The 23,153-nt window shown below is 68.1% G+C and carries 21 protein-coding genes; 13 read left to right on the top strand and 8 right to left on the bottom strand.

Annotated elements, in window-relative coordinates:
• The 3 genes from OXG33_01020 to obgE form a co-directional block, all read right to left on the bottom strand.
• On the bottom strand, positions 1-1,490 hold a 1,490-nt coding region (locus OXG33_01020), incomplete at its 3' end, for an ABC transporter ATP-binding protein (protein MCY4112505.1).
• A 108-nt stretch (positions 1,491-1,598) separates the two neighbouring features.
• Positions 1,599-3,365: a threonine--tRNA ligase gene (thrS, locus tag OXG33_01015; protein MCY4112504.1), complete on the bottom strand. Its 1,767-nt coding sequence runs from the start codon at positions 3,363-3,365 to the stop codon at positions 1,599-1,601.
• A 189-nt stretch (positions 3,366-3,554) separates the two neighbouring features.
• Entirely contained in the window at positions 3,555-4,853 is a 1,299-nt protein-coding gene (gene obgE / locus OXG33_01010) for a GTPase ObgE (protein MCY4112503.1), read from the bottom strand.
• 100 nt (positions 4,854-4,953) lie between these two features.
• On the opposite strand from obgE, the gene OXG33_01005 reads away from it, so the two are divergent.
• Both OXG33_01005 and OXG33_01000 read left to right on the top strand, forming a co-directional pair.
• Complete coding sequence (locus OXG33_01005) at positions 4,954-5,655, top strand: PIG-L family deacetylase (GenBank protein ID MCY4112502.1); 702 nt, start codon at positions 4,954-4,956, stop codon at positions 5,653-5,655.
• A gap of 10 nt (positions 5,656-5,665) precedes the next feature.
• Positions 5,666-7,591, top strand: coding sequence for an ATP-dependent DNA helicase (locus OXG33_01000; protein MCY4112501.1), 1,926 nt, complete (start codon positions 5,666-5,668; stop codon positions 7,589-7,591).
• 120 nt (positions 7,592-7,711) lie between these two features.
• Here the strand turns inward: OXG33_01000 and OXG33_00995 are convergent, their stop codons facing one another.
• On the bottom strand, positions 7,712-8,497 hold the full coding sequence (locus OXG33_00995; GenBank protein MCY4112500.1) for an SIMPL domain-containing protein: 786 nt from the start codon (positions 8,495-8,497) through the stop codon (positions 7,712-7,714).
• A 180-nt stretch (positions 8,498-8,677) separates the two neighbouring features.
• Entirely contained in the window at positions 8,678-8,902 is a 225-nt protein-coding gene (locus OXG33_00990; GenBank protein MCY4112499.1) for a zinc ribbon domain-containing protein, read from the bottom strand.
• Positions 8,903-9,036: 134 nt separating this feature from the next.
• On the opposite strand from OXG33_00990, the gene OXG33_00985 reads away from it, so the two are divergent.
• The gene (locus tag OXG33_00985; protein ID MCY4112498.1) at positions 9,037-9,552 is read left to right on the top strand and encodes an adenine phosphoribosyltransferase; all 516 of its coding nucleotides are present in this window, start codon (positions 9,037-9,039) and stop codon (positions 9,550-9,552) included.
• Positions 9,549-10,250, top strand: coding sequence for a hypothetical protein (locus tag OXG33_00980; GenBank protein MCY4112497.1), 702 nt, complete (start codon positions 9,549-9,551; stop codon positions 10,248-10,250). Before OXG33_00985 ends, OXG33_00980 begins: the two co-directional genes overlap by 4 nt.
• Here the strand turns inward: OXG33_00980 and OXG33_00975 are convergent.
• Positions 10,247-11,320: an Mrp/NBP35 family ATP-binding protein gene (locus OXG33_00975; GenBank protein MCY4112496.1), complete on the bottom strand. Its 1,074-nt coding sequence runs from the start codon at positions 11,318-11,320 to the stop codon at positions 10,247-10,249. The genes OXG33_00980 and OXG33_00975 overlap by 4 nt on opposite strands.
• Positions 11,321-11,448: 128 nt before the next feature.
• Here OXG33_00975 and OXG33_00970 point away from each other — a divergent pair, with 128 nt between their 5' ends.
• Positions 11,449-12,501: an NAD(P)-dependent glycerol-3-phosphate dehydrogenase gene (locus tag OXG33_00970; protein ID MCY4112495.1), complete on the top strand. Its 1,053-nt coding sequence runs from the start codon at positions 11,449-11,451 to the stop codon at positions 12,499-12,501.
• Between the two features lie 707 nt (positions 12,502-13,208).
• Here OXG33_00970 and OXG33_00965 read toward each other — a convergent pair.
• Complete coding sequence (locus OXG33_00965; protein ID MCY4112494.1) at positions 13,209-13,661, bottom strand: RidA family protein; 453 nt, start codon at positions 13,659-13,661, stop codon at positions 13,209-13,211.
• A gap of 372 nt (positions 13,662-14,033) precedes the next feature.
• Between OXG33_00965 and OXG33_00960 the strand changes: the two genes are divergently transcribed.
• Positions 14,034-14,393, top strand: coding sequence for a type II toxin-antitoxin system PemK/MazF family toxin (locus OXG33_00960; GenBank protein MCY4112493.1), 360 nt, complete (start codon positions 14,034-14,036; stop codon positions 14,391-14,393).
• A gap of 5 nt (positions 14,394-14,398) precedes the next feature.
• Here OXG33_00960 and OXG33_00955 read toward each other — a convergent pair whose 3' ends face one another.
• Entirely contained in the window at positions 14,399-15,445 is a 1,047-nt protein-coding gene (locus OXG33_00955) for an alcohol dehydrogenase catalytic domain-containing protein (GenBank protein MCY4112492.1), read from the bottom strand.
• A gap of 343 nt (positions 15,446-15,788) precedes the next feature.
• Between OXG33_00955 and recA the strand changes: the two genes are divergently transcribed.
• The 7 genes from recA to OXG33_00920 all read left to right on the top strand — a co-directional run bounded on the left by recA (position 15,789) and on the right by OXG33_00920 (position 23,027).
• The gene (recA, locus tag OXG33_00950) at positions 15,789-16,814 is read left to right on the top strand and encodes a recombinase RecA (GenBank protein MCY4112491.1); all 1,026 of its coding nucleotides are present in this window, start codon (positions 15,789-15,791) and stop codon (positions 16,812-16,814) included.
• 15 nt (positions 16,815-16,829) lie between these two features.
• Entirely contained in the window at positions 16,830-17,264 is a 435-nt protein-coding gene (locus OXG33_00945) for a universal stress protein (protein MCY4112490.1), read from the top strand.
• A gap of 30 nt (positions 17,265-17,294) precedes the next feature.
• Positions 17,295-18,251, top strand: a complete 957-nt coding sequence (locus OXG33_00940; protein ID MCY4112489.1) for a ribose-phosphate pyrophosphokinase — start codon at positions 17,295-17,297, stop codon at positions 18,249-18,251.
• On the top strand, positions 18,251-19,939 hold the full coding sequence (locus tag OXG33_00935; protein ID MCY4112488.1) for a gamma-glutamyltransferase: 1,689 nt from the start codon (positions 18,251-18,253) through the stop codon (positions 19,937-19,939). Before OXG33_00940 ends, OXG33_00935 begins: the two co-directional genes overlap by 1 nt.
• Positions 19,933-20,289, top strand: coding sequence for a NifU family protein (locus tag OXG33_00930; protein ID MCY4112487.1), 357 nt, complete (start codon positions 19,933-19,935; stop codon positions 20,287-20,289). Before OXG33_00935 ends, OXG33_00930 begins: the two co-directional genes overlap by 7 nt.
• Positions 20,290-20,335: 46 nt before the next feature.
• Positions 20,336-21,241 (top strand): HNH endonuclease signature motif containing protein, encoded by a 906-nt coding sequence (locus OXG33_00925; protein MCY4112486.1) that lies wholly within the window; start codon positions 20,336-20,338, stop codon positions 21,239-21,241.
• A gap of 292 nt (positions 21,242-21,533) precedes the next feature.
• A complete protein-coding gene (locus OXG33_00920) occupies positions 21,534-23,027 on the top strand; it encodes a DUF3179 domain-containing protein (GenBank protein MCY4112485.1) in 1,494 nt (497 codons plus the stop codon).
• The last annotated feature ends 126 nt before the right edge of the window (positions 23,028-23,153 follow it).

The raw sequence follows: 23,153 nt of genomic DNA, 5'->3' as shown, positions 1-23,153 counted from the left end.
CGCGGATCGCCCGCAATGGCGCGCGCGACGGCGATGCGCTGGGCCTGGCCGCCCGACAGTCGGAGACCCCGCTCACCGACCTGGGTGTCGAATCCGTCCCGCGTGGCCTCGATGAAGTCGGTGGCGGCGGCGATGTCGGCTGCCTGGGCGACCTCGCGCCGGCCGATGCCATTGCGTCCAAACCCGATGTTGTCGGCAATGGACCCGTGAAAAAGCACCGGATCCTGAAACACGACGCCGACGTGCCGACGCGTTTCCGTCGCGCTCGCGGCGCCGATGTCCTGCCCGTCGAGCCGGATCTCGCCGGCGCTTGGCTGGAGGAAGCGCAGCAGCAGGTTGACGACGGTCGACTTCCCGGCGCCGCTCGGGCCCACGATCGCCGTCGTTGAGCCGCCCGATACGCGAAACGACACGTCGGTCAGCACTGGTGTACCGGCCATGTATGCCGCGCCGACGCCGCGAAACTCGACATCGCCGCGGGTCGCGGCCAGTGTCTTCCGATCGCCTGCGTCGTCTTCCGCCGGCGTGTCTAGAAAATCGAAGAGTCGCCGCGCGGCGCCCACGGCGTGCAACAGGTCGACGTAGGACATGGTCATGGGGGTCACCTCTCGGTTGAGCCACGAGAGATAGCCCGCCAGCGCAAGCGCGAATCCGATCGTCACTTCGCCCCCGAAGATCGGCTCTGCCAGCACGAGGAAGATCGCGGCGTAGGCGATCCAGAAGATGGTCGTGGTCACCCAGGTCCAGCCGCGAACGAAGCCCTGATACACGCGCGCATCGCGCAACTCGCGAAGCAGACGCCGCAGTCGTTCGAGCGACCACGCCTGGCGATTGAAAGCGCGGATGTCGCGCATGCCGGCAATGAGTTCCGTGGCCAGACCGCCGAGCTCGCCGGTGGCGCTTTGGACGCGCTGCGCGGAGCGCACGTGGTGTCCTTGGCGAAGCCGCGGCAGCAGCATGTACACCGGAACCAGCATGGCGGCGAGCACCCCGAAGCGCCAGTCGATCACCGCCACCACGATGACGATGCCGAGCACCGAGATGGCGGCGGACAGCCCCTTGCCGTAGGCGCGCTCGTAGGCCTCGGCAATCGCGGCCGAGTCGGCGGTGAAGTGGGTCACCGTGTCACCGGTGCGGTGCCCGCGAAAGTAGGCGAGCGGCAGGCGCAGCACCTGGTCCATCAGCGCTCGCCGCAGGACGTTGGCCGCCTGCTCGCCGGCGCTCGTGAAGAGATAGTTGGCGGCAACGTAGCCAGCCGACCCTGCAATGGCCAGCGCGCCGATGGCGATGAGCAGCGGCGGCAGCAGGCTCAGGTCGCCCCCGATCGCGACATCGTCGACCAGCGCCTTGATGAGCAGCGGCGTCGGTAACTCCGCGCCAACCGTCACCAGGGAGGCCAGCACGGCGCCCAGCTGCGCTCGCCAATGCGGGCGCAGATAGGACGCCATGCGACGAGCCGTACGAAGCACGTTGACGGGCTGCTGGCTCATCGGTCCCGGGCACTGCCCTCCTTGACCCGTTGCCGGGCCCGGCCGACCGCCAGGCCCGAAAAAGGTCTCGCTAACGCCGGGGCACTTCCGGACGCGCGGTCAGCACCGCTAGTCGGCGGCATCGAAGCCGAGGGTGTCGTGCGCGCGTGACGCGACGACCGGCTGCACGGCGTCCAGGAAGGCGTCCACGGGCATGCCCTTGAGGTCCTCGCCGGTGCGCAGACGCACGGAAACGTGCCCCGCGGCAATGTCGCGGTCGCCGGCGATCAGCATGTAGGGGGCCTTTTGGAGCTGCGCGTCGCGAATCTTGCGATTCATGCGCTCGGACCGCGCGTCAAGCTCCGCGCGGAGCCCGGCGGCCCGCAGTTGCTCGACCACGCCCTGGCCGTATTCCGCATGCCGGTCGGCGATGGGGATCACCACGGCCTGCACGGGCGCCAGCCAAACTGGGAACGCCCCGGCGAAGTGCTCGATGAGGATGGCCGTGAACCGCTCGATCGTCCCCATGATGGCGCGATGGACCATCACCGGACGCTCGCGGCTGCCGTCGGCGGCCTCGTAGGTGATGTCGAATCGCTCCGGCAGATTGAAGTCGACCTGGATCGTCGTGAGCTGCCAGGTGCGCCCGATGGCGTCCACGAGATGCACATCGATCTTGGGCCCATAAAAGGCCGCCTCGCCTGGGACGCGACGGAATTTGAGGCCGTGCCGATCCAAGGCCTCGACGAGTCCCTGCTCGGCTAGCTCCCACAGCTCGTCGTCCCCGGCGTATTTGTCGCGGTCGTCGTCGGCCCGCACGCTCACGTCGATCGCGTAGTCCGAAAACCCGAACGTGCCGAGAATCATCTGGGTCAGGTCGATGACGCCGCTGACCTCGTCCACGAACTGGTCGCGGCGGCAGAAGATGTGGGCGTCGTCCTGCGTCATGCCGCGCACCCGCAACGCCCCGTGCAGCGTGCCCGAGCGCTCGTAGCGGTAGACCGACCCAAGCTCGCCCAGTCGCAGCGGCAGGTCGCGGTAGCTGCGCGTGCCCGACGCGAAAATCTGCACGTGGAAGGGGCAGTTCATCGGCTTGTTGATGAACGTCTGGTTCTCCAGCTCCATCTCCGGGAACAGCCCGTCGGCAAAGAACTGCGTGTGCCCGCTCGTCTCCCACAGCTCCTTGCGGCCGATGTGCGGGGAATACACCAGGTCGTAGCCGCGGCGCCGGTGCTCGGCGCGCCAGAAGTCTTCCAGCGTCTCGCGGATCACCCCGCCCTTGGGATGCCACAGCACCAGTCCCGCGCCGACCAGCGGATTGAAGGAAAACAGGTCGAGTTGGCGCGACAGCAGGCGGTGGTCGCGCTTCTTGGCCTCTTCGAGCCGCTGCAGGTGCGCCTTCAGCTCGGCGCGCGTGGCAAAGGCCGTGCCGTAGATGCGCTGCAGCTGTGGTCGCCGCTCGTCGCCGCGCCAGTAAGCGCCGGCGATGGACAGCAGCTTGTACGCGCCGATCTGACCCGTCGACTCGACGTGCGGGCCGCGGCAGAGGTCGACGAACGGCCCGGACGTGTAGGTGCTGAGCGTTTCGTCCGCCGCCAGGTCGTCGATCAGCTCGACCTTGAAGGATTGGCCGTCCTGGCGAAACTGCTCCAGCAACTCCGAGCGCTCATGCTCGGCGTACTCAAAGGGGTAGTCCGCCGCCACGTGCTTGCGCATCAGCGCTTCGAACTGCTTCAAGTCCTCGGGCGTCAGCGCGCGCGGGAGCAGAAAGTCGTAGTAGAAGCCGTCATCCGTGGGCGGCCCGATGCCGAGTTCGGCGTCCGGAAAAACGTCCAGCACGGCTGTGGCCAGCACGTGCGCGGCGGAATGCCGCATGCGAGAGAGCGTGTCGTTCATGGGAGAGATCCTTGGTCAGGTAGAGAGCGGGCCGAACCCCGCCGAGAAAACAAAATCGCCCGGCAGTGCCGGGCGCGGCCCCCGCGGCGCGGCACGCTGGCCGCGACATGGCGGGGGCTAGGTAGTGACGCGGATTTCACCCAGGGATGGGCGACAGTTTCGGCTACAAAACACCATGGCGGGATGCTATCACAGCCCCTCGGCCTCCCACTCGAATTCCAACTCGCCGATCACCACCGTGTCGCCGGGCTCGGCGCCGGCCTTTTCGAGGCGCGCGGTGACGCCGCTGCGGTCGAGCCGGCGCTGGAAGTAGTCGACCGCGTCGGGAGTGTTGAGATTGAGTTGCCGCGCCAACCGTTCGAGCGTCGGGTCGCGGATGACATAGGCCCCGTCCTCGCGACGAAACAGCCGCGGGGCCTCATGGACCGGCTCGGGGCGCAGCACCGGCGGGGCCGTCGGCTGGGGACGCTCCGGCTCGCGCGCCTCGGCCAGCGCGCCCAGCGCGCGTTGAATCAGCGTCGGAATTCCTTCGCCGGTGGCCGCGGACACCGCCACCGGCTCCCAGGCGCGCTCGCGGCACTCCGCGGCAAAGGCGCTCCACTCAACGCGAGATTCGGCAAGGTCGATCTTGTTGAAAACCACGATCTGCGGCCGCGTCTCCAATCCGGCGCCGTGGCTTGCCAGCTCATGGTTGATGGCGTCCAAGGCCTCGATCGGCGGTCGCTCCAGGCCCGAGCCGTCAACGACGTGAATGAGCACCCGTGAACGCCTGGCGTGGCGCAGGAATTGCGCGCCGAGACCTGCCCCCTCGCTGGCGCCCTCGATCAGCCCCGGCAGATCGGCGACGACCACGTGCGTGTCGCTGGCCGCGACGACGCCCAATACGGGCTGCAGCGTCGTGAAGGGGTACGGCGCGACTTTCGGCCGGGCGTCGCTGATGCGCGCCAGCAGCGACGACTTTCCCGCATTGGGCGCGCCAACCAGCCCAACGTCGGCAATTAGCTCCAATTCGAGGCGCAGGTGGCATTCGTCCCCGTCCGCGCCGCGCAGCGCAAGATCCGGCGCCGTGAAGCGCGACGACTTGAAGCGCGCGTTGCCGCGTCCCCCCGAACCGCCGTGGGCGACCACCTCAACTTGGCCCGCTTCAACCAGATCGTGCAGCACGCGCGAGGCCGCGTCGTCATACACCACGGTGCCGAGCGGGACGTCGATGATCACTGGCTTGCCGTCCCGCCCCTGGCGCAGGCTGCGCTGGCCGGGCGCGCCGTTGCCGGCGACGAATCGATGTCGGTATTGCAGGTGCGTAAGCGCGTGTAAGTTTTCGCGCCCCCGAATCATGACGTCGCCGCCGCGGCCGCCATCTCCGCCGTCGGGTCCGCCGAGCGGCACGTGCTTCTCGCGGCGGAAGCTCGCCACGCCGTCGCCACCGCGCCCGGCGCGCACGTAGACGCGGGCCTGGTCGAAGAAATTGGCGGTGGAATCGGGCATAAGTCCGGCGCGGCTGCGGCGCAGGTCAATTCTGCCGCACGCGGCGGGAGCGCCTGAGGCGCCGGGCTAAACTCTCACCACGTCACGCTACGGGGGACTCATGCGCATCCTCGCCCTGGCCGCTTCGCCCGGCGACGCCGAGATGTGCTGCGGCGGCACGCTGGCGCGCGTGGTGGCCATGCGTGGCGCGGTGGCGATCTGCACGCTGGGCAACGGCAACAGCGTTGGCGATGAGGCGCCGCCGCGGGAGCAGGCCGACGCGCATCGCGCCGAAGCGGAGGCTGCGGCCGGGTCCCTGGGCGCGGAGTGTTTCTGGTTCGGCCACTCGGACTTCAGCGTGGCCAACGACGCGGTGACGCGAATGCAACTGGTCGAGGTGGTGCGGAAGTTCCGGCCGAATGCCCTGCTCGCGCCGGCGTCGGTGGACGCGCACCACGACCTGCGCGACGTCTTGCGGCTGGCGCTCGACGCCGCGCACCTTGCCGCCGCGCCCACCGCCCGCACCGACCAGGACCCCCTGGACGCGCCGCCCGCGGTGTTCGGCTACCAGCCGCGATGGTTCGAGGGTTTCACCCCCGACACCTACGTGGACGTGAGCGACACGATCGACGCAAAGCAGGCGGCCATCGCGCACCTCAAGGCGCTGGCGCACTGGTACCTGACGCGGCGGGGCATCGACATCGCCGAGGCGGCCGAGACGGTGTCGGCGTATCGCGGACTCCAGGCCGGCGTGGACTTCGCCGAGGCGTTCGCGGCGACGCCAATCGCCGGCGGCTCGGCCACAACTCGCATCCTCCCGTAGCGGCAACCGCGTGAACGGACCGACCGACGGCCGGCGGTCGCTCGAACGACTGTTCGGCGCCGGCGGCGCCCTGTCGAGGCTGCTCCCCGAATACGAGACCCGCGACTGCCAGCTCCAGATGGCAGGGTTCGTGGAAGATGCGCTCGCCGCCGGACAGCATGCGCTCGTCGAGGCCGGCACCGGCACCGGCAAATCGCTGGCCTACCTGGCGCCGCTGCTGCGCGCCAAGTCGCAGGCGATCGTGAGCACCGCTACCAAGGCGTTGCAGGATCAGCTCTGGTTCCACGACTTGCCGCTGGCCGTCCGCCTCACGGGCGTGTCGCCGACCGTGGCGCGCTTGAAAGGTCGGGCCAACTATCTCTGCCTGCTGTCGCTGGATGCGCAGGCGCAAATGCCCGACGCGGCGGTCGTGGGGCACATGCCTGAAGTTCGGGCCTGGGCCGACCGCACCACCAGCGGCGACATGGACGAGTTGGGCGAGGGCGCGACGCCGGTGTTGCGCGCCGCGCTGACCCGCGGCACGGAGACCTGCGAGGGACGCCTCTGTCCCTTCGTGCGCGAGTGCTGGGCCGAGAAGGCGCGGACGCAGGCCGCCGACGCCCAGATCGTGATTACCAATCACCATCTGGTGCTGGTGGACGCCAAGCTGCGGTCGGTGGGCGACGAGGACGGGTCCGGCATGCCGCTGCCCCAGGGGGCGCCGGCGGTGCTCGACGAGGCGCACACGCTCGAGGACGCGGCAACCTCCGTCTTCGCGGCGGAGATCGACGCCGGCCGCGCCTCCCGCATGCTCAACACGCGGCGGGTGATCGACGCCGTCGGTCGCGGGCGCGCCGGAACCATTCGGGCGGCGCTGGAAGCGTCCACGGCGGCATTTGCCCAGGTCGAGCGCATGTTGGGCGCCGGCCGATCGCCGATCCGGGAGGAGGTCCCCGCCGGAATCCGGCTGGCGGAGTTGGCCACCGACCTGGCCGAGGCGGTAGGCGAGGTTGCCGACGGCGAGGAGGGCGCCTGGCTTAGTCGCCGGCTGCGCGAGCTGGCGATGGACGCCGACCGAGTCTTTCGCGTCGGCGACCCGGATTGGGTGCACTACGCGGAGCGGTCCGACGAACGCGGCATCGTCGCGACCGCCGCCCCAATCGACGTGGCTTCGACCTTCAAGCGGCTGGTGGCCGACCGCCGGCAGGTGATCGGCACGTCGGCCACGCTCACCGTCGGGGGCTCGTTTGACTACACGGCCGATCGACTGGGCCTGGCCGGCGCCGAGGGGATGGTGACCGAGCCGGCGTTCGACTATCGGCGCCAAGCGCTCTTGTATCTGCCGCATGACGTCGCCGAACCGCCGGCGGGCGGCGGCGCCTCGGAGGTCTACGCAGCCGCCGTCGCCGCCCGCATCGAGGCGCTCGTGCAGGCCTCGGGCGGCGGCGCGTTTTGCCTGTTCACCAGCCACCGGGCGCTGCGCGACGCTTGGCGCCGGCTTTCGGGCCGGCTCGCGTTTCCCGTGCTGCGCCAGGGCCAGGCGCCCACGCCGGTACTGCTCGACCAGTTCCGCGCGGCCGGCAACGCCGTTCTCTTCGGCACGCGGTCGTTCTGGGAGGGCGTCGACGTGCCGGGCGAGGCGCTGAGCCTGGTCATCATCACGCGGTTGCCGTTTGCCGTGCCCGACGATCCCGTCATTGCCGCGCGCACCGACCGCCTGCGCGCCGAGGGCCGGAACTGGTTCGGCGAGTTCGCCCTGCCGCGCGCCACACTGCTGCTCAAGCAAGGCGTGGGCCGGCTGATTCGCTCGAGCCAGGACCGCGGCGTGGTGGCCATCCTGGATCGCAGGCTGACCACCCGCCGCTACGGCGACCTGGTGCTGGACTCGCTGCCGCCAGCGCGGCGCACCGCCGAGCTGGCGGATGTCTACCGCTTCTTCAGGTCCGGCGGCCGCTGAGGCTGGGCTGACTGCAGCCAGTGGCCCGCCCCCAATCCGTTCGCCCTGAGCTTGTCGAAGGGGCTCTCGAACGGATTGGGGGCAATTGATGCCATGGGTCCTGACTTGTTTTGAGGCACCTTAGCTCTCCTCGGACTCTTCCTCCTCCGAGTCGCCGTCCTCGTACGGCAGCTCGATGTCGAAGATGATGTTCACGGACACGCGAACCGTGAAGTCGCCGGGCGACACCGGAACGCTCCCGCCGGCGGTCTCCAGCATGACCGCTCGCTCGACGCGGACCGAGTCGGGGAAGCCGCCGGAGATTTCGGCGATATACCGCGGGCTGCCGACCGCGACACCCAGCCGCTCGGCCAGCTGCTCGGCCTTGGCGATGGCGTTGTCGACGGCAGCGTCGCGCGCGGCCTCTTCCAGCGACTGCGTGTCTTCCACGCCGAAGGAGATGCCGCGCACGGTGTTCGCGCCGGCCGCCAGCGCCGCGCCCAGCACGTCGCCGGTCTGGTCAATGTCCCGCACGCGCACCGAGATCTGGTTGACCACGTGGTAGAGGAATCGACCGGTCGGGCCGTCTTCGTCGTAAATCTGCTCGACCCACATGTTGAAGCTGCGCGTCTGGATGTCGTCCTCGGCGACTTCCAGATCGGTCAGCGCCTCGATCACGCTTTGCATCGTCGACGTGTTGTCGTCGATGGCGGTCTTCGGATCTTCGTCGATCGTCTCGACGCCGAGCTGGATATCGACGATATCGGGAGCGGCCGACGCCGTGCCGTCGCCATTCACCGAGAGGGTGCGCGGCGGCTCCAGGTAGGATGTCTCGTCTGAATCCGCGCCCACGACGGCAACGCTGCCGATAACCGCCGCCAGCGCCAGGATGGCGATGGCTAGGGTCACTCTTGCACGGTTCAACATCTCCAGCTCCTTCGGTGGAAGACGGCGCGGCACCGTCCTGAAGAGAGTACGCCCAACGGCTGCACATCGTTCCCTTGCACGTGGGATACGCCACACAACATCGCCACGGTCATTGGCAACGGCGCGCGGTATGCCCAGACGGAGGCAGCGCCCCGCCGCTAACGTGCTAGGGCGTCGGAGCTAGCAGCCGCAGGAACCGCCGCAGCAGCTTGCCCCCGCGCTATAGGCGGGCGGCGACTCACTGCTGCCGGACGACGAGGCCCCGACCATGGCCAGCGCGTGGTAGATGCGGCGCACACGCTTGCTCCGGCAGGACGTGCAAACGACGGGGCTCTCGTCCGTCATGCTGCGGCGAATATCGAACACGTCGCCGCACTTTTCGCATTCGTAGGTGTAGGCCGGCATGCAAGTCCTCAGCGCGGGTCCGTTGGCGCCAGAGTATACGCCGGACGCGGGAGGTCGCTGGGGGCGTGCCATGATGCCGCCCCAGAACCCTTGTGAGACGCCGTCCGCGGGCGGTCAGGTAGGAGGCCATGCGCATGGACCTGGAACGGTTCATTCGTGACATCCCGGATTTCCCCAAGCCGGGAATCATGTTCAAGGACATCACGCCGCTGTTGCGGCATCCAGAGGCATTGCGCGAAGCGATCGACCAGCTCGTGGCGCCCTACCGTGACGCGCCGCCCGACGCGCTGGTGGCGGTCGAGGCGCGCGGTTTCCTGTTTGCGGCGGCTGCGGCCGTGCAGTTGGGTTGCGGGGTGGTGCCGGTGCGCAAGCCGGGGAAGCTGCCCGCCGCGACCCATCAGATCACCTATGAGTTGGAATACGGCAGCGACGCGCTGGAAATCCACCGCGACGCGCTGCAAGCCGGTGATCGCGTGGTGGTGATGGATGACCTGCTGGCGACCGGAGGAACCACGGTCGCGGCCGTGCAGCTCGTGCGCGAGCTCGGCGCTGCGGTCATCGGCAGCGCGTTCCTGATCGAGCTCGTGTTCCTCAACGGACGGGCGCAGATCGACGACCACCCGGTGCATAGCGTCATTCGCATCGAGTGACCCTCCCCGCGCCGGCGGAGCTGGCCGACCGGCTCGAGCCGTTACTGGACGCGCTGGCGGACCACTTCGGCCCGCAGCGATGGTGGACCGATACCGACCCCTTCGAGGTGATCGCCGGTGCGCTGCTGGTGCAGAACACGGCCTGGACCGGCGCCGCCAAGGCAATCGAAAACCTTCGAGCCGCCGGTGCGCTCTCGGTCGAGGGCATCCTGGACCTGGACGAGCTCAGTTGCCAGGAGCTGGTGCGCCCGAGCGGGTCCTTCCGCCAGAAGACGGCCAAGCTGCACGCCTTCGCCACGCACGTGCGTGATGCGCATGACGGCGATCTGCACCGCATGCTCCGCACCCCGCCGGATCCGCTGCGGCGGGAGCTGCTCGGCATCTGGGGCGTCGGACCGGAAACCGCGGACGCCATCCTGCTCTACGCGGCGCGGCAGCCGAGCTTCGTGGTCGACACCTACACGCAGCGGGCCCTGGAGCGGCTGGGCGTCATTCCAAAGGACGTGCCGCGGCCAGCGCTGCGCGCGCTGCTCCTCGCGGCACTGCCGACGGATGCCTGGCAGCTCGCCGAGGCTCACGGGCTGTTCGTGCGGCTGGGCAAGGCGCACTGCCGCTCGACACCGGACTGTCCATCGTGCCCGCTGCTGCTGGGTTGTCGCTACGGTAGCGGCGGCTCCATTGCGGCCCGGACGGACTAGAGAACCGGAAGCGGCTCCGGCTTGGAGGCGTTGAGGCGGCTCAACTGGGCCGTCACGTGCTGCGCGGCGTCAAAATACGCCGACCCGAGCGCATCGTCGGCCCCGGACGCGGCGGGCGGGCGGCCCTGATCGCCACCCCTGCGGATGCTCGGGTCCAGCGGAATCTCGCCCAGCAGCGGCACCCCGGCCGTCTCCGCGGCACGTGCGGCGCCGCCGTGGGCGAATATCTCGTGCCGCTCCTGGCAGTTGCCGCAGACGAAGTAGGACATGTTCTCGACGACGCCGAGGTTCGGCACGCGCAGCTTCTCGAACATCGCAATGCCGCGACGCACGTCCTGTAGCGCCACTTCCTGCGGGGTGCTCACGATCACCGCGCCGGCCAACGGCAGGATTTGCGCTAGGGACAGCGGCGCGTCGCCGGTGCCGGGCGGCAGGTCCACGATCAGGTAGTCCAACTGGCCCCAGTCGACGTCCTCAATGAGCTGCCGCAGGGCCTGCGCCACCATCGGACCGCGCCAGATCATGGCGGTGCCCTCGTCGGCCAGGAACCCCATGGACATCACGGGCACGCCATAGCCGTAGAGCGGCTGAATCTTGTCGTTGGCGAGAATGGGACGCCCGTCGACGCCAAGCATGCCGGGCACGTTGGGGCCGTAGATATCGGCGTCGAGAATTCCCACTCGGGCACCCATGGTGTGCAGCGCGACGGTCAAGTTCACTGCCAAAGTCGACTTGCCGACGCCGCCCTTGCCGCTGGCCACGGCCACGGTGTTCTTCACGCCCTGAAGCGGCTGACCAGACTGGCCGAAGCCGGAGTTCGCGGTGATGTTGCTGGACCAGTCGATGTCGATGCTGCTCACCCACGGCAACCCGGCCAGCCGCTCGCGAACAGCCGCATCGAGCGACTGCTTGACCGGTCCAAGCGGTACCGGCAGCACCAGGCCGAGCGCGACGGCGCCGTCGGTGACCCGTACGTCGCGCGCGAGGTTGTATTCGCTAAACGCCGCGCCCAGAAACGGGTCCTGAATCGTGCGCAGCGCCTCGCGCACATCCGTCGTGGGCTGGTCCATGCTGATTCCTGAGTGCCGCCGTACGGATTTCCGTCCGGCTCTGGCAAGGCTAACGCGGTGCGACCTGGATGCCCAACAGGCCCGCGCGCCGTGCCAGGCGACCGCCCACGCCTACACTGGGGCGGCCAATGACAATCATCGAGGGCACTCCGACGCGCGTCACCGTCATCGGTTCAGGGAGCTGGGGCACCACGCTGGCGGCGCTGGTCGCCGACGTTGGCGGCGCGTGCGTGCTCTGGGTTCACGACCCAATCGAGGCCGACGCCATGGCGCGCCGGCGCGAGAACACGCGCTTCCTCCCCGGGATTCCGCTGCCCGATACGCTCACCATCACCCACGACGCCGCGACGGCGCTGGATGGCGCCGAGGTGGTAGTGCTCGCCGTTCCGATGCGGCGGCTGGCGGAAAACCTGGAGCGCTTGGGGCGCTGGTTGCCGCCCGAGGCCATCCTGGTCAGTGGAATCAAAGGCCTGGACCCACCGTCGGGCGCGCGGGTCTCGGAGGCCATGGCCGAGCTGGTGGGCGGGGAATTGACCGATCAATTCGCCGTGGTTTCGGGTCCCAACTTCGCGCGTGAAATCGCCGCCCGCGAGCCCGCGGCCACGGTCGTGGCGTCGGCGGACCCGGAAGTCGCGCGGACGGTCCAGCGGGCATTGCGCGCACCGTGGTTCCGCGCCTACACCAGCGACGACGTGATCGGCGTCGAGCTGGCCGGATCGCTCAAGAACGTCATCGCCATCGGCGCGGGCATGGCCGACGGCCTGCGCGCGAGCCAGAACGGCAAGGCGGTCTTGATGACGCGGGGGCTCGCCGAGATGACCCGCCTCGGGGTTGCCGCCGGGGCGAATCCCCTGACGTTCTGCGGCCTGGCCGGCGTGGGCGATTTGATTGCCACGTGCAGCAGCGCCAAATCCCGCAACCACTACGTGGGCAGCCAGCTGGCGCAGGGACGTCCGCTGGACGAAATCACCGCGCAGATGGTGATGGTTGCCGAGGGGGTGGAAGCGGCGCGCGGGGCGCTGCGGCTCGCCCAACGTCTGCGGGTGGAAATGCCCATCGTTGAGTTGATGAACGTCGTGCTATTCGAGGGCATGCCGGTGTCCGAGGCCGGCGAACGCCTCATGGCCCGGGAGCCGAGCCATGAGCTGTGGGGCATTGGCGGGCAGGGACCACAGTCGTAGGACGAAGCGATCGCTGGCCACTCGGGAGGAATTGGGCGGCCGTATGTCCGTCATTCCGGCGAAGGCCGGAATCCAGTCCGGGCGATCCTGGTAGCGCGCCGGATGTATGGCGTCGGGTGGGTCCGAACCCAGCCCCCGACAGTTTTCCTGCCCGCGGCGCTCGTCCGATCCCCTCTCCCCACCGAGGGAGAGGGTTAGGGTGAGGGGGGTTCCCACGTCGACCGCGTGCCGCCAGAATCAATACGACCCACGACCCTCTCGCGACGCCATCGGCGCCGTGACGTACACTTCCCGCATAACGGGCACCGGCTGCCGGCCGGAATATCCCGAAACGCGAAGGGGGTGATCTGTATGGGCGATGCCAGTCCGAAGGGTCCCCGAACAGAGAAGGTGCGCGCGAGCTAGCGCGAGTCTTCGCCCGCGGCCAGCGGTCGCGGGCCTGATGTTCGGAGACGCAGAAACGGTCCGCCGTCGAGCGGGCCGTTCCTGCTTAAGGGGACCGTGTTCGTAACCCATCCGTCATTCCGGCGAAAGCCGGAATCCAGCCCGGTCAAACCAGAAAGCGTGCCGGGTGCTTCGGGTAGGGGCGGGTCTCAGACCCGCCCGTCCGGGTCTACGCGGAGGCGGGAATCTAGCGGCCACTGAATCTAATGACCCACGGGTAGGGGCGGTTCGCGAACCGCCCTTGCTCGTGGGTTGGGCGGCCGCTACCCATCCAACTCGAAAACGGCCTCGATCTCCACCGGAATGTTCATCGGCAGCGTGCTCGTGCCCACGGCGGAGCGCGCATGGCGGCCCGCGTCGCCGAAGACTTCCACCATCAGGTCCGAGCAGCCGTTGACCACCCGGTGGGCCTGATCCATTCCGGGCGCCACGTTGACGAATCCCACGACCTTGATGACCTGGCGCACGCGGTCCAGCGATCCGGCCGCCTGCCGCACCTGGGCCAGGATGTTGAGCCCGGCGGCTCGAGCCGCGGCGGCGCCCTGCTCGATCGTGTACTCCCGCCCAATCTGACCGCCGCCCCAATCCGGACCCGGCGGCTGCCCCGCTATCCAAAGCTGTGATCCGCTCCGCACCGCCGGCACATAGCTAGCCATCGGCCGCGGCGCGTCCGGCAGCTCGATGCCGAGTTCGGTCAGGCGGTCTTCAAATGACATGTGTGGGCCTCTTCCGGCCGTCTTCCGCCGCCGAGCATTGTAGGCGTCGGCTGATCATCACCGGACATCGATTCGCATAGGTTGACAAGTGGGCGAAGCCGTCGGAGATTCGTCAATCCGAGCTTGGCAATCGAAATTCACCAGCGAGGCAGTAGGAATGGTGCAGACGGCGGCGGACGTTAGCGACTCGGACGCCGGTCAAGACGGCGAACAGCCGAGCACGTTTCAGGGGTCCCTTCGCGACCTAGCGCGTCGTCCACCCGAGGAGCGCCATCGTGTGCTGCGCCGGGCGCGGATCGCGATCGAACCTGATGTGACTGACGCGTGGGACGCGACGCTGTCTGACCCGATTCACTAGCCGCCGAGCGAGCCGTGGCGAATGACTCACCCTCACGCGGCGAAGTGTGGCTGGTTCGCCTGCCTCGTGCCGTAGGAGCCGAGTTGCAGCGCGACCGTCCGGTCGTGGTGGTGAGTTCGCCGGCATTCGACGTAGCCCTTCTTCGGATCATCGTTCCGCTGACAACCTGGCGACCGGAGTTCGCCGACCGAATCAACAAGCTCCGAATTCCGGTAGATGACCGGAATGGCCTGGATGCGGAGTCCGCCGCCGACTTCTTGCAGGTGCGCAGCGTGTCAACTGAGCGGTTTATTGAGCGGATCGGCGCGCTGGACGCCGACCAGGTCGAGGAAATCGTCGCCGGCGTGGTGATCGCTATCGACTATCCGGGCTGATCGGGTCAGTTCCCGCCGCGACAGTCCAGCACGATCTTCCCGCCCTCGCCGGCCTTGGCGCGGCGCACGCCGTTGACGGCCTCCGTGAGGGGCAGCACCTCGGTCACGATGGGCTCAAGGTCCAGCAGCGGCACGAGGTCCAGTGCGCGCTGGAACGTGTTGAGCCGTGTGTTGCTGCCCACGATCCGCAGCTCGTGCGAGAACAGGTCGTAGGGCTTGAGGTCGAACGTCGCCTCCGGGTTGGCCAGGCTCAGCACCAGGATCGTGCCGCTGTCGCGCACGCTGTCGATGCAGGCCTGGAACGCCGGATTCACGCCGGCGGCCTCGATGCAGATGTCGGCCCCAAGTCCGCGCGTGGCGTCGCGCACCGCCGCGGGTACATCGTCGGTGGTCGGGTCCAGGATGGCGTCCGCGCCTAGCTCCGCCACCAGGTCCCGGCGCGAGGGGTGCGGCTCGCTCACCAGCACTCGCGCGGCGCCACTGTGCTTGGCCATCTGCATGGCCAGCAGGCCGATCGGTCCGGCCCCGGCCACGAACACGAAATCCCCGGCGGTGATGTCGATGCGGTCGAACCCGCGCAGCACGCAGCCTAGCGGCTCCGTGAGGCTGACGAGTTGCGGGTCCAGGTGTTTCGGGAATCGCACGACGTTGCGATAGTCCACCACGGTGTACTCGGCCCAGGCCCCGCTGCCGCGCATGCCGCGCATGCTGGTGCAGAAATTCGTGATGCCCTTGCGGCAGGGCGCACAGGTCTGACAGGGCGTGCGCGGCTCGACCACCACGCGGTCGCCGACCGATAGGTCCGGCACCTCGCCGCCGACCGCCACCACCGTGCCCGTGAACTCGTGGCCCGGCACCCAGGGCTGGTCGTAGTTGGGGAGCCAGGCGTCGAAGGTCCAGCCGTCCCAGTAGTGCAGGTCGGTGCCGCAGATGCCGCAAAACGCCACGTCCACCGCCACGTCCGTGGGCTCGACGTTGGGGACGGGACGGGTTTCGATACGCAAGTCGCCGGGGCCGTGGAGCACGGCGGCGGTCATCGTCGTCGGAAGCATCGCAAGGGCCTCGGATTCGGAGCCGTGCTGCAAGCTAGCCCGCCGCCACGGGGACGGCAACCGGAGAGGGTTGTGGGTCACTCGAATTCCGCCGACAGGCATTCCGGAGTGTCACCCTCACCCCAACCCTCTCCCATCGAGGGAGAGGGGGCCGGACCCCAGCGAACGACAAAGGATCGGACCGGACTGAAGCGGGTACGGGCGGCGTGGATTCCCTTCTCCCCTGGTGGGAGAAGGACAGGATGAGGGGGAACCCAGGCCGGTTGCGGCGGATGCCTCGGCGCGGCCCCTCGGTTACCATGACGCGGCGCGGCGAGCGCCTCGTGCTCCGGGAGGAAAACCCATGTCTGACGAGCGCTCGGGCGCCATCGATTCCGCCATTGCGCAGATTGAGCGCAAGTTCGGCGCCGGCGCGGTCATGCGCATGGACGACCAGGCCCGCGACCCCATTCCGGTCGTCTCCACCGGCTCATTGAGCATCGATCTTGCCCTGGGCGTGGGCGGGCTCCCGCGGGGCCGCGTGGTCGAAGTCTTCGGCCCGGAGAGCTCCGGCAAGACCACCCTGGCGCTGCACGCGGTGGCCGAAGCGCAGCGGGCGGGCGGGACGGCGGTGTTCACGGACGTGGAGCACGCGCTGGACCCGGCCTATGCCGAGAAACTCGGCGTCAACATCGCCGATCTCATCGTCTCGCAGCCGAACACCGGCGAGGAGGCGCTGGAGATTACCGATGTTTTTGTGCGCAGCAACGCCGTGGACATCATCGTGGTGGACTCGGTGGCGGCCCTGGTGCCGCGTGCCGAAATCGAGGGCGACATGGGCGACATGCAGGTGGGATTGCAGGCTCGGCTCATGTCGCAGGCCATGCGCAAACTCACGGCCAACATCAATCGCTCGCGCGCCATCGTCATCTTTATCAACCAACTGCGCGAGAAGATCGGCGTAATGTTCGGCAATCCGGAGACCACGCCCGGCGGGCGCGCCTTGAAGTTCTACTCTTCGGTGCGGCTCGATATCCGGCGCATTGGACAGATCAAAGTTGGCACCGAGAGCGTGGGCGCTCGCACACGGGTGCGCGTGGTCAAGAACAAGGTCGCGCCGCCGTTCCGCACGGCGGAGTTCGACATGATGTACGGCACCGGCATCTCCCGCGAAGGCGACCTGCTGGACCTCGGCGTCGAGCAGGGAATCCTCACCAAGAGCGGCGCCCACTACTCCTACGACGGCACGCGGCTCGGCATGGGACGCGAAAACGCCAAGACCTTCCTGCGCGAAAACGCGGACTTGGCGGAACGAGTCGACCAGGCGGTGCGGACGGCGATCCTGGGCCCGGCCGTCGAGGACGAGGCGGTGGCGGCGGCCGCCGGGTAGGCGGCGCCGGCCAGCGTGGACGAAGACGGCCAGGGACCGGTTGCGGCGGCCGTCAACGGTGGGCACATGGACGAAATCGTCACCAGCACGGCCGCGCTGCTGGCGCGACGGCACCGGCGCTCGCTGCTGCTGCTCCATGTAATCGAGGTCGGTCATCAGCAACCGCTGGAAACGTCGGATGAACAGGCGCTGGTGCGGGCTGAGGCCATCTTGGCAACCGCGCAGAAGCACGTGGGTGATCGCCGCGTGAAGGTGGAAACCGAGGTGTGCCAGGCGCGCGCGGCTTCCACGGCCATCATCGCGGCCGCACTGCGCCACGACGCGGCCTCGATCGTGGTCGGCACGCATCGCTTCCTGGGACAGCACGAGTGCGACCTGGGATTCACCGCGACGCACGTGCTGCGCCAGAGTCCCGTCCCGGTCACCGTCTGCTACGACCCGATCCGCTGACCGGTGGCTCTCCACGGAAGGCGCTTGAGCATGCACGACAACGGGCTGATGGTCTTCGGCTGCCGCGGGCATCCCGCGCTGACCGAGGGAATCTGCCGCGAGGTGGGCTGCGAACCCGGCGCCATGGAGACCTTCGAGTACGGCAACGACAACACGTTTGTCCGCGTGCTGGAAAACGTGCGCGAAGCCGATGTATTCGTGGTCCAAACCTCGCGCCCGCCGGTCAACCAGTCCGTGATGGAGCTGTTCATCACGATCGACGCCCTGCGCCGCGCCTCGGCCGCGCGGGTGACGGCCGTCGTGCCGTACTTCCCCTACATGCGGTCCGACAAGAAGGACCAGCCGCGGGTGGCAATCACGGCGCGCCTGGTCGCCGACCTGCTGGCCACCGCCGGCGCCAACCGCGTGCTCACGCTGGACCTGCACGCCGAGCAAATCGGGGGATTCTTCAGCATCCCCAGCGACCACTTGAGCGGCATGCCGCTGCTCACCCAATACTTCGAAGACCTGGGATTCGACGATCTGGTGGTCGTGGGCGACACCGGCCGCATCAAGACGGCCAGCGAGTGCGCGCGGCGGCTGCGAGCGCCGCTGGCCGTGCTGGACAAGTTTCGCGATCCGCTCACGGCCGAGGTCATGATTCGCGGGCTGGTCGGCGACGTGCGCGGACGCACGGTGCTCTACGTGGAAGACGAGGTAGTCACCGGGCAGTCCATACGTGAGGGCTTGCGTGAAATCGTGAAGCAAGAGCCGCGGGCCGTTTACGCTGCCTGCGTGCACCCGGTGTTCACCGACGAGGCCTACGACATCGTGGAGGCGTCGCCGCTCGAGGAGATGGTGGTGACCGACAGCATTCCGCTGGAGCCGGGCCGGCCCCAGGGCAAGATTCGCGTGCTGCCCGTTGCTCCCCTGCTGGCCGAGGCCATCCGGCGTATCCATACCGGCGAATCGGTGAGCGCGCTGTTCTCGGAATCGGTGGTGGCCTGATGAATCCAACGCGCACGCAGGTCTCGATGCAAAAGTCGGAGGTCGAAGGGTCGCGCGGTCTGGTCGCCACCAAGCATCCGGAGGCCAGCGCGATTGGCTTGGACACGTTGCAGGCCGGTGGAAATGCTGTTGACGCGGCGGTGGCCGCGGCCTTCGCCGTCGGCGTGGCCGAGCCGTGGTCGAGCGGCATCGGCGGCGGTGGGTATTGCGTGGTGGCCGGACCGGCCGGTGCCGACGTGGTGGCCTTTCCCATGCAGTCGCCCGCCCTGGCCACGCCCGATCGGTATCCGCTGGACGGCCGGGGGGCCCTCGGCGCCTTCCTGTGGCCGGGAGTGGTCGATGACGCGAACTTGATCGGCTGGTCGTCGATGTCGATTCCGGGCGCCGTCGCGGGACTGGCGCTGCTGCACCAGCGACATGGCCGCCTGCCGTGGCGGGAGTTGGTGGTGCCGGCGGTCGAGCTGGCGCGCCGCGGGTCGCGGCTGACGTGGTTCGATTTGCTGCAAATGGGCCGCCACGCTGCCGCCGGGCAGCGCCGCGCGGAGTTGGGGCGCGTCTACTACGCCGACGGCGGACCGCCCCGAGCCGACGTGGGCGAGCAGCCGCTGCTGGTGCAGCCCGACCTGGCCGACAGCCTGGACGCCATAGCGCGCGACGGACCGGACGTCTTCTACCGTGGCGACCTGGCCAAGGCCATCGCGGACGACTGCGTGGCCAACGGCGGCGCGCTGCGCCGCGATGACCTGGCCCAGTACCGCGCCTGGGCGATGGAGCCGCTCGAAACGTCCTATCGCGATGCCACCGTCGTCACGCCCGGCCCAGGCTGCGCGGGGCCGACGACTGCCGGCACGCTCAACGTGTTCGAGCAGGCGTACGACGGAGCCGGGAACCAGGTCGATGCGGACCGTCTGCACGCCTACATCTGGGCATTGCGACTGGCGCAGGTCGATCGCTTCATTCACATGGGCGATCCGGACTTCGTCGACGCGCCGTGGGCGGATCTGGTCGGCAAAGAGCACGCAGCGGCGCAGGCCAAGTCGATCGATCTGCGGCATGCGCCCGCGTCCGCCGGTGCCGGCGATCCCTGGGCCTACATGGCGGCCGACCGCGAGATCGAGCGCCTGAAGGGCGACTCCTCCACCACGCACTTGTGTACGGCGGACGGCGACGGCACGTTCGTGTCGCTGACCAACACGCTGGGCGGGGCCTGGGGCGCGGAGATCGTGCCGCGCGGCACCGGCATCTGCTGGAACGACGGCATGTGGTGGTTCGACCCGCGGCCGGGACGCCCAAACTCCCTGCGGCCCCGCTCGTTCGGCCTCAGCAATATGACGCCCGCCATCGTTACGCGGGATGGACAACCGCTGCTCGCGGTGGGCGCGTCCGGCGGACGCCGCATCACCAACTGCGTCTCGCAGATCATTTCCCACGTCGTCGACCACGCAATGGGCGCGCAGGAGGCCATCGACGCGCCGCGCATCGACGCCAGCACGCCTTGGGTCACGGCCGACGCCCGCCTGGGCGACGCGGTGCACGAGGACCTGCGGGCGCGCGGCTGGGACGTGCAAGTGCCGCCGTATCCGGAACAGTCGGCGTTCGCCAGCCCGGTGACGATCCTGGCCGGGCCGGACGGCTCACTGCGGGGCGGCGTGGATACGTTTCACTCGGCGGAGGCGCGGGCGTGGTGATCGGCGCGGCGCCGGCGGTGGCGCAAGTCCTGGAGCATGCCGCCAGGCAGATGGCCGTCGACGGCGGCGGGCTGCGCTACCTGGGCGCCACGCCGGACGGCTACGTACGTCTGAAACTCACCGGCGCATGCGCCACGTGCCCGCGCCGCATGATGACGCTGGACCTCGCCATCGAGACGCCGCTGCGGTCCGTCGGCGCCGCGCGGGGGGTCGAGCTGGTGCCGTCCGCGCCGTTTTTCGCGACTTCTGCAAGCACATCACCAACCGTCCCCGGAACTAGTCGCACTACGCTCATCCACAAGCGCAGAAGACCGACTTGCTGCAAGGCCGGGAAGTCTGGCAAGCGCTAATCGGCTAGAATCTCACTGTCCCGATGTCTCACGCACCAGACTCGCAGTGAATCTGCTTGATCCACACGAATTCCGTGCAATCGCAGCCTCTGTTGAGGCTGCTCATCGAGCCATTGCTCCCACCCTCGAAGAAAACCGAAGGATCCTTGCCTCGACCCAGAAAACCCTTGCTCTCATTCGAGAATCTGTGACTTGGCCCCCTAATGTCGAAGTCATGTATAGCGACCAAATTGCCCGACAGGGCCAGCTGCCACCTCTGCACCCGCAAAAGGTCCTGGCTAAGTATCCGCCCCTGAATCTTCGCGGCTTGCGCCGACACCACCCGGAGCTAATTGCCAAGTTTGGACCCTATTGCCAAGGGTGTAGCATTGATCTCCTTGAGCGTCCTGAGTTGCTTGAGATCGATCATATACGCCCGACGGACGATGGGGGCACGAGCGATTTCCACAATCTTGCTTTACTTTGCTCGTCCTGTAACAGAGAGAAGGGATTCCGCTTCACTCTCACAGGATTGCAGGAGAGATTGCTCAGAAGAGGTGTTCGTATACGGGAAAATTTGATTCGAGAGGGTCGGATTGGTCGAGCAAACAAGACTGAGGAATGGAGAGTTCCTGGCTTCCCTGAAATAGTGGTGCATTTCCGACCACTGGAACAGAGCGCGGCAGATTTCGCAGCCTTTGTCGTTAAACAGAAAACCGATGAACGCATCTCGCTATACCAAGACTTCTACCAGGCATTTCCGAGGACAATCGACCACCAGATTTATCTAAAATACGAGCGAATGGATCCGACCGTCACATTGCCCTTTGCTTGCGTAAGGATCGAGAATACCGTTGAGAGGATATCGCGAGATTGGCTGTCACCTAAAGACGTGATGGATGCACCAGCCAAGCTTGTGGCGGTCGTGCACCGCGAGATTGTCGACCGATATGAGAAGGATCGGGCGAAATGAATGCAGCGCAACTAGGCTGGGCGGTTGGGTAGCCGAGGGTATCGCAGCTCCGCAGCAAATCGTCACAAGTCCCAGTCGGCACAGGAAGGAAAGCGCTCAGCAAAGTCGAGGTTCCGCGAGTGTCAGTTGGGGCTGGGAGTCACGTAGGTGACAAGGTGCGTTTAGCCGCAGCGCGATGGATCCTGGTGACTGTGCTACCGGATTTGTGTCTGAGTTCTTCCCAACCGTAACGCCACCGCAGACGTAGGGTCGGTAGAACGGGATGGTCTCCACCACGATCCACGAGCGCGGTATGACAAGAACAGCCAGCCTCAGCCGCCGCCAGTTGCTGCGCGGTGCCACGGTTATCGCCGTGGGCGGCGCTTCGGCGCTGCTGACCGCCTGCGGCGAGTCGGCGTTGACCGCCGAGGACGGGTCCACCCCATCCCCAAGCCCGGCCGCGCCGACCTCGGCGCCTGCAACTGCCGCTGCGGCAACCCAAGCCCCAACACCGCCGACGGCCTCCCCGACTCCGCCGACCGCCACCCGGGTCGACATGCTTCCACGGGCCACTGTCGCACCGACGACTCCGGCGCCCACCGCCGCGCCGACGACCCCGCCAGCCACCCCGGCGCCATCCCCCACGGCGACGCCGATACAGGCCGCCGATGTCGTGCTGGCCGACGGGGCCATAACCCTTCCGGGAAGCGTCGTCGCTCGGCGCGAGCCGCGCCTGATCGCGCCCGAGTCGCACCACCGGGGACAGATCGAGATCTGGCGGTCGGGCGGATGGCAGACGAACTTCGATCTCAGCGTGGTGTCCTACGGGGAGATTCTCTCCGGCGGCGTACCGCGCGACGGCATCCCGCCCATCGACGCGCCCACGTTCGTCGCCGCGCCCGAGGCGGACGCCTGGCTCGACGACCGCGAGCCGGTGGTGGTCTTCGGCGCCAACGGCGAAACTCGCGCCTATCCGCTCCAGATCCTGACCTGGCACGAGATCGCGAACGACGTGGTCGGGGGCCGACCCGTCGCCGTGACCTTCTGCCCGCTGTGCAACTCAGCGTTGGTGTTCGACCGCGAGGTGCTCGGGGCCACCATGCGCTTCGGCGTGTCGGGCAACCTGCGCAACAGCGACCTGATCATGTGGGACGACCTGACGGAGACCTGGTGGCAGCAGCTCACCGGCGAGGGCATCGTGGGCGACCTGGCCGGGTACTTTCTCGACCCGCTGCCCTCGCAGCTCATCGGATACGGGGAGTTCAAGGCGTCCTTTCCCAATGGAATGGTCCTGGGGCGCGACACGGGCTTCCGCCGCGACTACGGTCGCAATCCCTATCCCGGCTACGACGCGGCCCGCGGCAGCCCGTTTCTGTTTCGCGGGGAGTTGGACGACCGGCTGCGGTCGGGGGAGCGCGTCGTGGCCATTGAAATCGGCGGCGAGGCTGTGGCCTACGCCTTTACCCACCTGCAAAGCGTCGGCGTGGTCAACGACGTGGTGGGCGGCCTGCCGGTTGTCGTGTTCTGGTCGCCGGAAACGGCCAGCGCGCTGGACGCTCGCGCCATCGCCGATGCGAAGGCCGTGGGGTCAGGGGTGGCGTTTGGGCGCGAGGTCGCCGGCCGCACGCTGACCTTTGAGCCTGGGGACGGAGCCTTCACCGACCGCGAAACCGGTTCAACCTGGTCGATCGCCGGCGAGGCGGTGGCAGGAGCCTTGGAAGGCATTCAACTGCCGCCGGTCGTCCACGCCAATCATTTCTGGTTCGCATGGGCCGCGTTCTACCCAGAAACCCGCCTCGTCAAGTAGTAGGCGCGCCCTCGCGGTGAACGGCTGCCACCCGATCCTCGACCTGCGGCGCTCCCGCTTGTACCGTGCGCCCCGGCCCTTGCGGTTGTCGGCCGCCACGACCGGCGCCGGCTCGCTACGCTTGCC

This window comes from Chloroflexota bacterium (assembly GCA_026708035.1).
In the GTDB taxonomy this organism is placed as follows: Bacteria; Chloroflexota; UBA11872; order UBA11872; family UBA11872; genus JAJECS01.
This window is presented reverse-complemented; position numbering and strand designations above follow the sequence as displayed.

What these genes read in the sequence shown, in the direction of transcription:
- OXG33_00940 (MCY4112489.1), top strand. Translation starts at nt 17,295, where the DNA reads ATGCACGACAACGGGCTGATGGTCTTCGGCTGCCGCGGGCATCCCGCG.
- OXG33_00975 (MCY4112496.1), bottom strand. Translation starts at nt 11,320, where the DNA reads ATGGACCAGCCCACGACGGATGTGCGCGAGGCGCTGCGCACGATTCAG.
- OXG33_00965 (MCY4112494.1), bottom strand. Translation starts at nt 13,661, where the DNA reads ATGTCATTTGAAGACCGCCTGACCGAACTCGGCATCGAGCTGCCGGAC.
- OXG33_00995 (MCY4112500.1), bottom strand. Translation starts at nt 8,497, where the DNA reads ATGTTGAACCGTGCAAGAGTGACCCTAGCCATCGCCATCCTGGCGCTG.
- thrS (MCY4112504.1), bottom strand. Translation starts at nt 3,365, where the DNA reads ATGAACGACACGCTCTCTCGCATGCGGCATTCCGCCGCGCACGTGCTG.
- OXG33_01005 (MCY4112502.1), top strand. Translation starts at nt 4,954, where the DNA reads ATGCGCATCCTCGCCCTGGCCGCTTCGCCCGGCGACGCCGAGATGTGC.
- obgE (MCY4112503.1), bottom strand. Translation starts at nt 4,853, where the DNA reads ATGCCCGATTCCACCGCCAATTTCTTCGACCAGGCCCGCGTCTACGTG.
- OXG33_00970 (MCY4112495.1), top strand. Translation starts at nt 11,449, where the DNA reads ATGACAATCATCGAGGGCACTCCGACGCGCGTCACCGTCATCGGTTCA.
- OXG33_00935 (MCY4112488.1), top strand. Translation starts at nt 18,251, where the DNA reads ATGAATCCAACGCGCACGCAGGTCTCGATGCAAAAGTCGGAGGTCGAA.
- OXG33_00985 (MCY4112498.1), top strand. Translation starts at nt 9,037, where the DNA reads ATGGACCTGGAACGGTTCATTCGTGACATCCCGGATTTCCCCAAGCCG.
- OXG33_00920 (MCY4112485.1), top strand. Translation starts at nt 21,534, where the DNA reads ATGACAAGAACAGCCAGCCTCAGCCGCCGCCAGTTGCTGCGCGGTGCC.
- OXG33_00990 (MCY4112499.1), bottom strand. Translation starts at nt 8,902, where the DNA reads ATGCCGGCCTACACCTACGAATGCGAAAAGTGCGGCGACGTGTTCGAT.
- OXG33_00955 (MCY4112492.1), bottom strand. Translation starts at nt 15,445, where the DNA reads ATGCTTCCGACGACGATGACCGCCGCCGTGCTCCACGGCCCCGGCGAC.
- recA (MCY4112491.1), top strand. Translation starts at nt 15,789, where the DNA reads ATGTCTGACGAGCGCTCGGGCGCCATCGATTCCGCCATTGCGCAGATT.